The sequence below is a fragment of the Paenibacillus lactis genome (assembly GCF_017873605.1).
Lineage (GTDB): Bacteria > Bacillota > Bacilli > Paenibacillales > Paenibacillaceae > Paenibacillus_AQ > Paenibacillus_AQ lactis.
Map to the genome: position 1 here is coordinate 252,827 of NZ_JAGGKI010000009.1, position 13,283 is coordinate 266,109.

Below are 13,283 nucleotides of genomic sequence, written 5' to 3' on the forward strand. Positions count from 1 at the left end.
CTTCCACCTCTATTCCTCAGCCAGCCATGTACGCAGCAGATTCACGAATTCATCCGGCTTTTTCTTCGCCAACGTTTCGAGCTGCTTTCGGACCTGACTCTCGTTCGTTACACTCTCAAGATTGATCGATGGGAATTCGGTCACCGGCGGAAGCGGAATATCTTCCTCGAATTCTTCCTGCTGTCTTCTGCGTTTGCGAATGAAGAAATACGTGCCTCCCGCGATCAAAGCCAATGCAGCTATGCCGATTCCCCACAGTACCGGCTGGGACAGAACGGTTTTCGAATTTACATCCGGATTTACATTAAATACCTGCGAATTAACCGAAACTTTTTGAAGCAATTGTGCGTCTGTATAGGTAGTACCTGAATCGGCAAGCGAAGCTCTCACAATGTTGATGAGAATGTTCTGGATCGCCGTTCGGGTGTCTTCGTCCAGCGTTTGCTGGCCCGCAGGTGGTTCAACTGCGACATTAATGGTTAAGTCTTTAACAGTATATGGACTCGCAATGATGTCCTTTGTAATGCGATTCACTTCATAGTTGATGGTTGACGACGTCTCTTCCGACGTTGTCTGTCCGCTCTCGGAATCGCTCGGATACCCGGGAACCGCTTCTTCGCCCACACCGGCAACTCCGCCGGCAGGACTGCTGGTTCCGGTATAATTCTTCTGAATTTCCTGTACGCTGAGCTCGATCCCCTTCATCTCTTCTTCATCAACGGGGGTTACGAGATTTTCCTTGCTCTGTACCTGATCGAAATTCAGCTTGGAAGCAACGAGTACGTTCACTTTGCTTGACCCCATGTACTGGGACAGGAACTGTTGCACATTCTGTCGTACTTCGCTTTCAAATTTTTTCTGCAGTGCAAAGTTCTCTTCAACCCTGCCGATCAGTCCGCCCTGACCACCCTTGGCCGTGGCAAGAAGTTCAACTTCATCATTGGTTATGGTTATATTCTCGATCGGAAGGCTGGGTATGGCCGTCTTCACCAGGTTGTAGTAACCGTCGATCACTTCCTGATTCGGCCGGTATCCCGGTTTAAAATGCAGGACAACGGAGGCGCTGGCCTGATCTTCATTGTTGGTCTTGGCAAACACGCTTTCTTTCGGCAGATTGAGCAGCACGGTGGCATCTTGGACGCCCTGCATCTTCTCAAGCAGACGCTCAACCTCGCCGTTCAGTGCATTTACATATTTCACTTCGAACTCATTATCGGTCATGCCGATCGCGGATGCATTTTGCTCGAACGTTTCGAAGCCGATCGTTCCGTTTTGCACCAGGCCCTGTGAGCCGACGTCAATCTGTACTCTGGCCGCCTCGGTGCTCGGTACGGAGATGCTTCGTCCGTCCGGGCTCAGCTTGTAGGAAATACTCTGCGATTCCAGGTGGCTGATAATGCCGGCAGCATCACTGGAATTCAAATCCCGGAAAGCCACCTCGTACTTTGTCTTGGAGAACTGCATCGTCAGTACAACAAGTGCAATCAGTACGAAGACTACAGTAGCGGTCAACATTATTTTTTGCTTATTGCTAAATTGATTCCAATATTGGGTCACTCGATCCCGATATTGGGCGATTCTCTCGTTCACATCGTCACCCCATCCGAAACTTTGCTAGAAACATTTAGATTTGCGTGCGCATGATCTCTTGATAGGCTTCTACCACTTTGTTTCGGACCTGTGTTGTGAGCTGTATGCTCAACAGTGCCTGCTGGGCGGATATCATCGCCTGATCCACGTTGACTTGTCCAATCATCATTTTGTCGCTCATGACATGAGCCTGTTGTTCCTGTGCGGAAACAGAGTTCAACGCATCACTCAAATACGAACCGAAGCTGCGGATGGATTCGGCAGGAGTCTTCTCTGCCACCGTGGCTTGCTCTCGCATTTGAAGGGGCGAAACGCCCGAGGCTTGGAACATTGTGTTTTGAATCATCGATTTCCCCTCCTAATTTTCTGTATCTAAACGCCTACCCTACACTATCTGCCGATCTCCAGCGCCTTCATGATCATGGCTTTCGATGCATTAATGGCAGTCACATTGGCTTCATAGGACCGGGTAGCCGCGATCATATCCACCATCTCTTTTGTGACGTCGACATTAGGCATATAGACATATCCCTCGGCATTCGCGTCCGGATGAGTCGGGTTGTATACCTGCTTAAGCGGAGATGAATCCTCCTTCACGGCAGCCACCCTTACCCCTTGGCCCGCGGTTTCCCCGTTCATCTGGGCTCTAAGCATCCCTTCGAACGACTCGCTCTGCGGCGAAAGAACTACGGTCTTGCGGCGGTATGGTACCGCTTGTCCATTCTCGATCCGGGCTCTTGTCGTTTCCGCATTGGCAAGGTTCGAAGAAATGACGTCCATGCGAAGACGTTGGGCCGTAAGGGCCGATGCATTGATCGAAAAGCCGTTGCTAATATTCATGAACCTTATCTCCCCTCAATCGCTGTACGCATCATGCGAATTTGCTCATTCACCGCTTGTATGTACGAATGGTATCGGAGCTGGTTCTCCGCGAGCAGCACCATTTCCCGATCCGCATCGACATTATTCTCGTTGTTGTTCATAGAGCTGCTGCTGTCATTCGTAATCGAAGCGCTTGGAATGCTGCCGGTTGGACCGATCGGTATATGTCTTGGATCCGTCCTTCTCCCTTGCAGCGTAAGATGAGCTCCCTCCATCTCCTGTTTCAAAAGACTCTCGAAGGATACTTCGGATCTCTTAAAATGAGGCGTATCCGCGTTGGCGATATTGTTGGCAATGACGCTGTTTCTCAGATTCGCTGCGTCCAAACCGCCTTGAAGCCGCTGAAAGGAACTATTGTTCAACAGATTCACTAGCTCATTCCTCCTGACTGGACCTGCAGAAAAGTATTCCACTCTTCCTAGCTAAATCCTCTTTTTTCGACAAAAAACATAATCCGTACGCCCTAATCTAGGTCTTAAGTAGAAAAAGACAGCATGATGTCACATAAACTAAGTTTCTTAAAGATTGGGACTTTTTACAATAAGAAAAAAGCCCTATCTTTTTCCAAGAATAAGGGCTTTTTATTCGTTTTCGTTTCGTTTTTTTCTAAAATATTGCAAATCTCAATACTGATTTTGTAAAATTTAAAGTTTTCTTCCCAAGGTATAGGTCCAGGTGCAGGTCCGCTTGTTCACAAAAAATTACGAATTCGGTCCTGATCGCTTCCAACATACGCAAATATTTCGACATCTTGGACTTCATTTGCATCGACAAACATTTACACCTGAGCGCCTTCTTTGCCGAATTACAAAATATATTGGCTCAAATCCCGATCCTGGGCGATGCCGGCCAGCTTTTCTCTCACATATTGGGGCGTAATGACCATGCGCTCCAGCGTGAGCTCAGGCGCCTCAAACGACAGATCCTCCAGCAGCTTCTCCAGTATGGTATGGAGCCTGCGGGCGCCGATATTTTCAGTGTTTTGGTTTACTGAGGCAGCAATCTGGGCAATCTCCCGAATGGCCTCCGGGGAAAATTCCACTTCGAGCTCTTCGGTGCGCAGCAAATTGATATATTGCTTGGTCAGCGCATTCTTCGGTTCGGTCAAAATGGACACAAAATCATCCAGCGTCAAGCTGTTCAGCTCCACGCGGATCGGGAAGCGGCCCTGCAGCTCCGGAATCAGATCTGACGGCTTCGCAATATGGAAAGCGCCTGCGGCGATAAACAGCACGAAATCCGTCTTCACCGGCCCGTACTTCGTCATGATGGTAGAGCCTTCCACGATCGGCAGGATGTCGCGCTGAACGCCTTCCCTGGATACATCCGGTCCCGATTGGCGGCCTTGGCTGGCAACCTTGTCGATCTCATCGATGAAAATAATGCCCGATTGTTCGGCACGCCGGATGGACTCCTGGATGACATCATCCATATCTATCAGCTTGGCCGCCTCCTCTTGCGTAAGCACCTTTCTCGCTTCCTTAACGGACAGCTTGCGCCGCTTCGTCCGCTTCGGCATCAGGCTGCCGAACATCTCCTGCATATTCATGCCCATCTGATCATTCCCCTGCCCCGCGAACATATCAAACATATTCGGAGCGGTGTCCTCGACATCGATTTCGATCGTCTCATCCTCAAGCTTTCCGGACAGCAGATTGAAACGGATCTGTCTCCGTTTCTCCTTCAGGCTTTCGTCTTTATCCTCCGCATCATCCTCTACGGCCTGAGACGGATTGTTGCCTCCGAACAGCATCTCAAACGGATTGCGCTGGCTCTTCTGGCTTTTGGTTGATGGGGCCAGCAGCTGCACGATCCGCTCGTTCGCCATCTCTTCCGCTTTATCCTTGACCTTCTCCGTGCGCTCCAGCTTCACCATGCGAATTGCTGTTTCCACAAGGTCGCGAACCATCGATTCCACGTCGCGTCCCACATACCCGACCTCGGTAAACTTCGTAGCCTCCACCTTCACAAAAGGAGCGTTCACCAGTTTTGCAAGCCTCCGGGCAATTTCCGTTTTGCCGACGCCCGTAGGACCGATCATCAGGATGTTTTTCGGAACGATCTCATCGCGCTCCTCATCGGACAGCAAGCTGCGCCGATAGCGATTGCGAAGCGCAACCGCAACAGATTTCTTCGCTTCCTTCTGGCCGACAATATATTTATCCAACTCGGAAACAATTTGTCTTGGAGTCATAGATTCTTTATTCACCGTGAATACCTCCCGCCCTGATATGGCTATACGCTGCCGTAAAGCATGATTACAGCTCTTCTACAATAATATTGCTGTTCGTATATACGCAAACCTCTGAAGCAATCTGAAGCGCCTCTCGCGCGATATCCTTGGCCTCCATATGCGATGCATGCCGTTTCAGCGCACGTCCTGCCGAGAGCGCAAAGTTGCCTCCCGAGCCGATCGCCAATACATCGTCGTCGGGCTCAATAATTTCGCCCCCGCCGGAGATCAGCAGCATCCCTGTCTTATCCACCACAATCATTAAAGCTTCCAGCTTCCGCAGCACCCGATCCTGGCGCCAGTCCTTGGCCAGCTCCACGGCCGCGCGCTGCAGGTTTCCATGATGCTCCTCCAGCTTGCCCTCAAATTTCTCAAACAACGTAATCGCATCCGCCACAGAACCGGCAAAACCGGCGACAACTTGTCCCCGGTAAAGACGGCGCACTTTTTTGGCGGTCTGCTTCATGACTACACTTTCTCCGAACGTGACTTGGCCGTCGCCGGCAATGGCTGCTTTGCCATTATGCCGTACTGCACAGATCGTCGTAGCGTGAAAAGTCATTTCCATGATGGCGGACCTCCCCTATTTTTAAAAGTTACAGCGTATTCAGTTGGTTGTCATAAATGAATTTGCGAATATGATCAAGAGCGCGATTAGCCAAAGCTTCATTCTTCTCTTTCTTATTCCGGATCCGGGTCTCAAGCTTCGGCAGCAGTCCGAAATTCGCGTTCATCGGCTGGAAATTATCCGGATCGGCGTGCGTAATATAATAGGCCATGCTGCCGATCGTCGATTCCTGCGGGAATACTATCCCTTCTTGTCCACGCGCTGCTCTTGCTGCATTGATGCCTGCAATCAATCCGGAGGCGGCGGACTCAACGTAGCCCTCGACCCCCGTCATCTGTCCGGCGAGATACAGATTCGGACGCGTCTTCACCTGATAGGTTTGCTGAAGCAGCTTCGGCGAATTGACGAACGTATTGCGGTGCATAACGCCATACCGTACGATCTCGGCATTTTCCAGACCCGGGATCATCGAAATAATCCGCTTCTGCTCTCCCCATTTCAGATGGGTCTGGAAGCCTACCAGATTGTACAGCGTGCCGGCTGCATTATCCTGACGCAGCTGAACGACGGCGTAAGGAAGCTTGCCGGTATGCGGGTTCACCAGTCCGACCGGTTTCATCGGGCCGAACAAAGCCGTTTGCTTGCCCCGCTTCATCATGACTTCGATCGGCATGCAGCCCTCGAAATAAATTTCCTTCTCAAACTCTTTGAGCTGGGCAACTTCGGCGTTGACCAGCGCATCGTAGAAAGCATCGAATTCCTCTTCCGTCATCGGGCAATTCAGGTAGGCGGCCTCGCCTTTGTCATAGCGGGAAGCAAGATACACCTTGCTCATATCAATGGAGTCCTTCTCTACGATCGGTGCAGCCGCATCATAGAAGTAGAAGTAGTCTTCGCCCATCAGCTCGCGGATTTGAGCCGACAATGCGGGAGAGGTCAAAGGTCCTGTCGCAATGACAACGATCCCTTCTTCAGGTATATGCTGAATTTCTTCATTTACTACCTCAATTAACGGATGCTGATGAAGCGTCTCCGTGATTTCGCCGGAGAAGCCGTCACGATCCACCGCAAGCGCCCCGCCCGCTGGCACGGCGTTGCGGTCCGCCGAACCGATCACGAGCGAGTTCAACATGCGCATCTCTTCCTTCAAAACGCCGACCGCATTGGTCAACGTATTTGCCCGGAGCGAGTTGCTGCAGACCAGCTCTGCGAACTTGTCTGTATGATGGGCCGGCGTCTTCACGACCGGCCGCATTTCGTATAAGGTAACGGGAATCCCGCGGCTTGCGATCTGCCAAGCCGCTTCACTGCCGGCAAGGCCTGCCCCGATCACCGTTACTCTCTGTGTGTCTGTCAACGTCATTACCCCCTGTATGCCTACATCTCTGATGCTTCGTCCTGTTCCTCAACCATTTCGGAATAGTCGCAGGAAGTGCATTGAAGCTTGACCCCCTGCTTGCTCTTCTTCTCTACCATTAAGCTGCTGCAATTCGGACACGGTTTAGGCGAAGGTTTATCCCAGGATACGAAATCGCATTCCGGATAGCGGTCGCATCCGAAGAAGATACGCCCCTTCTTGCTCCGTCGTTCCACGACATGGCCTTCCTTGCACTTCGGACAAGTTACGCCGATGTCTTTGACGATCGGCTTCGTATTCCGGCAGTCCGGAAAACCGGAGCATGCCAAAAACTTCCCGAATCGTCCAAGCTTATAGACCAATGGCTTGCCGCATTTCTCGCAAATCTCGTCGGAAACCTCGTCTTCAATCTCGATTTCCTTCATTTCTTCCTCAGCAACCTCAAGCCGCTTCTCGAATGATTTATAGAATTCCGACAGCACCTTGACCCAATCCTCGGAGCCTTCCTCGACATGGTCCAGGTCTTCCTCCATGTTTGCCGTAAATTCCACATTCAGAATTTCGGGGAAAAATTGCTCCATCTGCTCGATGACAAGCTCCCCCAGCTCCGTCGGGACAAACTTCTTATCCTCAATGGCAACGTAGCCGCGCTTCTGGATCGTTTCTAGCGTTGGCGCGTAAGTACTCGGCCGTCCGATTCCAAGCTCCTCCAGCGTCCTTACAAGCCGCGCTTCGGTGTAACGCGGAGGCGGCTGGGTAAAGTGCTGCTTCGGCTCGATATCCTGCTTATCCAGCTGGTCGCCCGTATGCAGCTCCGGAAGGTATTTATCCTCTTCGGTCGTCCCGTCGTCATTACCCTCAACATAGACCTTCATGAAGCCCGGAAAGCGAACCTTGGATCCGGTAGCCCGAAAAACGGCAGTACCTGCCGATATATCCACAGAAAGCGTATCCAGTACAGCAGAGGCCATCTGGCTGGCGACAAAGCGTTCCCAGATCAGTTTATACAAGCGAAGCTGATCACGGCTCATGTACGGCTTCACCGATTCCGGATCCCGAAGGACGGACGTAGGCCGGATGGCTTCGTGCGCATCCTGCGCATTTGCCGCTTTCTTTGAATACTGCCTAGGGCTTTCGGGTACGAACGGTTCTCCGTATTTCTCCGTAATGTACTCCTTCGCCTCGTCTTGCGCGGTACCGGATATCCGGGTAGAGTCGGTACGCATGTACGTTATCAAACCGACAGTGCCTTCCTTGCCGAGCTCCACGCCCTCATACAGCTGCTGGGCGACCGACATCGTCTTCGCGGCCCGAAAACCGAGCTTGCGCGCCGCTTCCTGCTGCAATGAGCTTGTCGTGAACGGCGGCGACGGATGACGCTGACGCTCGCGTTCCTTGACTTCGCCGACCGTGAAAGAGGCATCCTTAATCGCTGCAAGCACCTCGTTCACGTCCTCCTGGCTGGACAGCTCCTTCTTCTCCCCGTTCAGCTGCGTAAACTTCGCTTCGAACGAAGAGCCCTTCACGGCCAGCTTCGCCGTGATCGTCCAATATTCTTCCGGCACGAATGCGCTGATTTCGTTCTCGCGATCCAGAATGATCTTGACCGCAACGGATTGAACGCGTCCTGCCGACAGCCCCTTCTTAACTTTCTTCCATAAAAGAGGGCTGATCTTGTAACCCACCAGACGGTCAAGTATCCGCCGAGCCTGCTGGGCGTTAACGAGATCCATATTAATTTTGCGCGGCGTCTTGAAGGCATCCTTGACCGCCGTCTTCGTGATTTCGTTAAATACGACCCGCAGGCTTTGAGATTCATCCAGCTCCAAAGCATGGGCAAGATGCCATGCGATGGCTTCCCCTTCGCGATCGGGGTCAGCTGCGAGGTATACTTTCTTTACCTTTTTGCTAGCATCCTTAAGTTCCTTTAAGACAGAACCTTTTCCGCGGATCGTAATGTATTTCGGATTGAAGTCGTTTTCCACCTCAACCCCGATCTGGCTTTTCGGCAAATCGCGCACATGACCCATCGAAGCCTTCACGATATATTTGCTGCCGAGATATTTGCCAATCGTCTTCGCCTTGGCAGGCGACTCTACGATGACGAGTGAATCCGCCACAGGTTCATCCTCCTCTCCAACATTCAACTTTCCCATTATATGATCTTATATATAGCACCGGGTAATTGGGTTATCTGCTTTTTTATGATTAAAGATAACAGAACTGAATGCAAATGTCCAAAATCCCACTGGGTCCCCTCCAACAACTCATCAAGCGACCCGGGTCCCTGTTCGAGCATATGGTAAACGTGCCGTTCATCGTTTGTCAACCCGGAATCCATGCCGGGGAGGCTCGAATGAGGGGCCTGCCGCTCCTTATTGTATGTATTGGGAGCCCTGTTTGGCAACCAGGAATCATATTCCTCGATAATATCTTGGACGTCCGTCACCATCTTGGCCCCCTGTTTAATGAGGGCAAGCGTTCCCCGGCTCTTGGGAGAAGTGACTTGTCCCGGAACCGAGAAAACATCCCTTCCGGCCTCCAGCGCATAATCTGCTGTGATCAGCGATCCGCTGCGGGCATCCGCCTCCACGACTACGGTTCCAAGGGACAAACCGGCAATGATTCGGTTTCTCCTCGGAAAAAATCCCGGGTGGGCTTTCGTGCCTGGAGGGTACTCGGAAACAATCAATCCCGATTCTGCGATCCGTTCATACAAGGACCGGTGCTCTGCAGGATAGATGACATCAATCCCCGCACCGAGAACCGCAATCGTTGCTCCTCCGCTTGTTAAAGCCGCCTCGTGCGCGGCGCTGTCAATTCCCCTGGCCATTCCGCTTACGACAGCCAGCCCGTACCGCGTCAGCTCCTCGGCCAATAGGCCGGCCATCTTGCGGCCATAAGCAGTCGGCATCCGGGTCCCGACCATGGCAACGCCGGGCTGGTTCAAAAGCTCCGCACGGCCGATCGAATAGATTACCCAAGGAGGCTCGGACATTGAATTCAACCGCTCGGGATATTGATCATCGAGGGCTGTAATAATACGTATTTTGGAACGGTTTGTCAACTTCCATACATCCCCTCGGGAATGCCCTGCGCTATCGCCCGCAGCATTTGACATCCGCTCCAGCAATTGTTCGACGCTCGACGGAAACCGTTTCGACAATTTATTCGCCTGCTCGACAGACAATCCACAGCTTCTCCAGTCATTCACACCATAAGAAATCATGCCTTCATGCAGCTGGCCGTGCATCATAATCCGGTGAATCGATTTCCATCCGATGCCTTCACTTTCATGCAATGCTGCCAGCAGCGCGCTCTCCAGCTTCATTCCAGTCGCCTCCTTCAAAATAAACAGAAAAAGCAACCTTTCATCTCCTGAAATCAGGACATAAAAGGTTGCTTACCTAATTTTAATATATTGGGTTGCGCAATTAGGCAAAAAGCTGCCTCGCGTTCATACGATTAATGAGTAGTGCAAGCCTCAAGCAAGCCCTTCTCCTCAAGCACACTGACAAGCGTCGATCCCATTTCGGCCGGTGTCGGAGCAACTTTAATGCCGCAAGCCTCGAGTACAGCAATCTTCTCTTTCGCTGTCCCCTTGCCACCGGAAATGATCGCGCCGGCATGGCCCATGCGTTTGCCTGGAGGCGCAGTTGCCCCGCCAATGAAGCCGACAACCGGTTTGGTCATGTTGGCTTTGATCCACTCGGCAGCTTCTTCCTCGGCCGTACCGCCGATTTCACCGATCATGATAACGGCTTTCGTGTTCGGATCCTCATTGAACAGCTTCAAGACATCGATAAACTCGGTGCCTTTAACAGGGTCTCCGCCGATTCCCACGGCAGACGATTGTCCGATGCCGCGTGCAGTCAGCTGATGAACCGCCTCATAGGTCAGCGTTCCGCTTCGCGATACGACGCCGACATGGCCCGGCGTATGGATGTAGCCCGGCATAATCCCGATCTTGCATTCGCCCGGCGTAATGACACCCGGACAGTTCGGCCCGATCAGGCGGGTCTTCTTGCCTTCCAAATAACGTGCAACCTTCACCATGTCCAGCACCGGAATGCCTTCCGTGATGCAGATGACAAGCTCCATCTCGGCATCAACGGCTTCCATGATCGAATCGGCAGCAAATGCAGGCGGAACATAGATTACGCTTGCGGTTGCGCCGGTCTTCGCCTTCGCTTCCTCAACGGTGTTAAACACCGGAAGCTTCACGGTAGTTCCGTTCTCCAGCGTAATTTCCACTTCCGTGCCGCCTTTGCCCGGCGAGGTTCCGCCGACCATTTGCGTACCGTAATCGAGGGCGCCTTTCGCATGGAACAGAGCCGTTTTACCTGTAATCCCTTGTGTGATAACTTTTGTATTTTTATCGATCAAAATACTCACGATTGATTCACATCCCCTATTGTTATTTGAAAATGAAAGCAACCGCACGGCCGGACGGTCGAGCGTCCTTAGGTGCCATGCCTCTTCAGGAATGAATTATTACTGAACGAGGGAGACGATCTTCTGTGCTCCGTCGGCCATGGAATCAGCTGGTACGATGTTAAGACCGGACTCGGCCAAAATCTTCTTGCCGAGGTCAACATTCGTTCCTTCCAAGCGTACAACAAGCGGACGGGTCAAGCCCAGCTGCTTCGCCGCTTCAACTACACCGGTAGCGATCACGTCGCAGCGCATGATGCCGCCGAAAATGTTGACGAAGATTCCCTTAACTTGAGGATCGGACAAAATGATTTTGAAGGCTTCGGTAACCTTCTCGGTCGTTGCACCGCCCCCAACGTCAAGGAAGTTGGCAGGATCGCCGCCATAGTATTTGATGATGTCCATGGTAGCCATCGCAAGACCGGCACCGTTAACCATACAGCCGATGTTGCCGTCCAGAGCTATGTAACTCAAGTCGTATTTCGATGCTTCGATTTCTTTCTCGTCTTCTTCGTCCAGGTCGCGAAGCTCGACAATGTCCTTGTGACGGAAGAGCGCGTTGGAGTCAAAGTTCAGCTTAGCGTCAAGGGCCATGACGTTGCCGTCGCCCGTAACGACCAGTGGATTAATCTCGGCGATCGAGCAGTCCTTCTCCACGAACGCCTTGTACAAGGCCAGCATAAATTGGACGGCTTTGCCGACCAGCTCGTTCGGAATATTAATGGAATACGCCAGCTTCCGCGCTTGGAACGTTTGAAGTCCGACAGCCGGATCGATGACTTCCTTGAAAATTTTCTCAGGCGTTGCCGCTGCAACTTCTTCGATTTCCGTACCGCCTTCTTCGGATGCCATCATGACGACGCGCCCTGTAGCGCGGTCTACAACAACACCGATGTAATACTCTTTGCGAATATCGCAGCCTTCTTCAATAAGGAGGCGCTTGACTTCCTTGCCTTCCGGTCCGGTCTGGTGAGTCACCAGCACTTTGCCCAGAATTTCTTCGGCATAGGCGCGAACCTCTTCAAGGCTCTTTGCCACCTTGACGCCGCCGGCTTTACCGCGGCCGCCTGCGTGGATCTGCGCTTTAACAACGGTTACGGGACTTCCCAGGGATTTGGCAGCTTCCACTGCTTCATCCACCGTAAACGCAACCTTTCCGTTCGGAACAGCGACTCCATATTGCTTCAGTACTTGTTTTCCTTGATATTCATGGATATTCATTCTCGAATCCTCCTATCAACATGACTGGAACAAGGCGGGCTGCATGGGAGCGTTTCAATGACGCCGCTGCCCCTGTCAACCTTTATATAGTAAACCCAAGCTATTGTAACATGTTTTTAAAACGCTTACCTTAAAAATGTTCACAGATTCTCCACTCTATTTGATATAGGTATGATTCCTTCTGGAGAATAATTGGAAATTAAAGGTTAAACAAATCGTTATTTTTTTGAAAATGCTTTGAATACTTTGACAGCAACAAATCCGATCACAAATCCGATAACAGCGAGAATCAACAATAGCACAACCAATGTAATGATAATGTTCTCCCACAATATAGTCATAATGACCTCCTATTCAATAATGATTTCCAATATCATCTAAATATGGATTATAGCATATTTCCCTCTGAAATCCCTTCCATTTGCTCTATTCTTTGAATTATTTCACGAAGCTGTATAAGCAGTACAAGGGGATGCCTCCTTCTAACTCTCAGTTTGGGGTCTGAAGTTGAATAAGTGGGGGGGTGGGCGTTTTAGTTGGGCGTTTTAGTTGGACTTTTTTGGGAGACTTTGGAGGGTAACTTTACATTGGCGCCAGCAAGTCCCTTTTTGGGACTTGCTCCGGGCTTGGAGCTGCTTTTCGCGCCCACAAGTCCCTTTTCGGGACTTGCTCGGGGCTTGGAGCTGCTTTTGGCGCTCACACGTCCCTTTTTGGGACTTGCTCCGGGCTTGGAGTTGCTTTTGCCGCTAGCAAGTCCCTTTTTGGGACTTGCTCCGGGCTTGGAGTTGCTTTTGGCGCCAGCAAGTCCCTTTTCGGGACTTGCTCCGGGCTTGGAGCTGCTTTTGACGCTCACACGTCCCTTTTTGGGACTTGCTCCGGGCTTGGAGTTGCTTTTGGCGCAAGCAAGTCCCTTTTTGCAGCTAGAATAAAAAGTGGACACCCCTTAGTGATAAAACGATAATGAAACAAAGCAGACGAGAGGGTGTCAAAAAAAATGA

Annotated in this window: 11 protein-coding genes; all 11 read right to left on the bottom strand. The window is 51.4% G+C overall.

All coding sequences use genetic code 11. The annotated features are described in order from the left end of the window. Positions 1-9 precede the first annotated feature (9 nt). The 11 genes from fliF to sucC all read right to left on the bottom strand — a co-directional run bounded on the left by fliF (position 10) and on the right by sucC (position 12,285). Positions 10-1,590: a flagellar basal-body MS-ring/collar protein FliF gene (fliF, locus tag J2Z18_RS18150; protein WP_007128758.1), complete on the bottom strand. Its 1,581-nt coding sequence runs from the start codon at positions 1,588-1,590 to the stop codon at positions 10-12. Positions 1,591-1,624: 34 nt separating this feature from the next. Beyond that, positions 1,625-1,936, bottom strand: coding sequence for a flagellar hook-basal body complex protein FliE (fliE, locus tag J2Z18_RS18155; RefSeq protein WP_007128759.1), 312 nt, complete (start codon positions 1,934-1,936; stop codon positions 1,625-1,627). A 44-nt stretch (positions 1,937-1,980) separates the two neighbouring features. Next, a complete protein-coding gene (flgC, locus tag J2Z18_RS18160; protein ID WP_007128760.1) occupies positions 1,981-2,430 on the bottom strand; it encodes a flagellar basal body rod protein FlgC in 450 nt (149 codons plus the stop codon). Positions 2,431-2,435: 5 nt separating this feature from the next. Further along, positions 2,436-2,843 carry a flagellar basal body rod protein FlgB gene (gene flgB / locus J2Z18_RS18165; protein WP_007128761.1) on the bottom strand — a complete coding sequence of 136 codons (408 nt, stop codon included), beginning with the start codon at positions 2,841-2,843 and terminating at the stop codon, positions 2,436-2,438. Between the two features lie 434 nt (positions 2,844-3,277). Next, complete coding sequence (hslU, locus tag J2Z18_RS18170) at positions 3,278-4,681, bottom strand: ATP-dependent protease ATPase subunit HslU (protein WP_007128762.1); 1,404 nt, start codon at positions 4,679-4,681, stop codon at positions 3,278-3,280. 49 nt (positions 4,682-4,730) lie between these two features. Next, on the bottom strand, positions 4,731-5,273 hold the full coding sequence (gene hslV, locus J2Z18_RS18175; protein WP_007128763.1) for an ATP-dependent protease subunit HslV: 543 nt from the start codon (positions 5,271-5,273) through the stop codon (positions 4,731-4,733). A 28-nt stretch (positions 5,274-5,301) separates the two neighbouring features. Continuing rightward, a complete protein-coding gene (gene trmFO, locus J2Z18_RS18180; RefSeq protein ID WP_373872060.1) occupies positions 5,302-6,636 on the bottom strand; it encodes an FADH(2)-oxidizing methylenetetrahydrofolate--tRNA-(uracil(54)-C(5))-methyltransferase TrmFO in 1,335 nt (444 codons plus the stop codon). Between the two features lie 14 nt (positions 6,637-6,650). Then, a complete protein-coding gene (topA, locus tag J2Z18_RS18185; RefSeq protein WP_007128765.1) occupies positions 6,651-8,750 on the bottom strand; it encodes a type I DNA topoisomerase in 2,100 nt (699 codons plus the stop codon). Positions 8,751-8,785: 35 nt separating this feature from the next. After that, entirely contained in the window at positions 8,786-9,961 is a 1,176-nt protein-coding gene (gene dprA, locus J2Z18_RS18190) for a DNA-processing protein DprA (RefSeq protein WP_007128766.1), read from the bottom strand. Between the two features lie 134 nt (positions 9,962-10,095). Beyond that, positions 10,096-11,025 (bottom strand): succinate--CoA ligase subunit alpha, encoded by a 930-nt coding sequence (sucD, locus tag J2Z18_RS18195; RefSeq protein ID WP_210095133.1) that lies wholly within the window; start codon positions 11,023-11,025, stop codon positions 10,096-10,098. 99 nt (positions 11,026-11,124) lie between these two features. After that, entirely contained in the window at positions 11,125-12,285 is a 1,161-nt protein-coding gene (gene sucC / locus J2Z18_RS18200) for an ADP-forming succinate--CoA ligase subunit beta (RefSeq protein ID WP_028405690.1), read from the bottom strand. Between the last annotated feature and the right edge of the window lie 998 nt (positions 12,286-13,283).

Coding starts and splice junctions, on each gene's coding strand:
- fliE (WP_007128759.1), bottom strand. CDS start 1,936: ATGATTCAAAACACAATGTTCCAAGCCTCGGGCGTTTCGCCCCTTCAA.
- flgC (WP_007128760.1), bottom strand. CDS start 2,430: ATGAATATTAGCAACGGCTTTTCGATCAATGCATCGGCCCTTACGGCC.
- hslV (WP_007128763.1), bottom strand. CDS start 5,273: ATGGAAATGACTTTTCACGCTACGACGATCTGTGCAGTACGGCATAAT.
- trmFO (WP_373872060.1), bottom strand. CDS start 6,636: ATGACGTTGACAGACACACAGAGAGTAACGGTGATCGGGGCAGGCCTT.
- dprA (WP_007128766.1), bottom strand. CDS start 9,961: ATGAAGCTGGAGAGCGCGCTGCTGGCAGCATTGCATGAAAGTGAAGGC.
- sucC (WP_028405690.1), bottom strand. CDS start 12,285: ATGAATATCCATGAATATCAAGGAAAACAAGTACTGAAGCAATATGGA.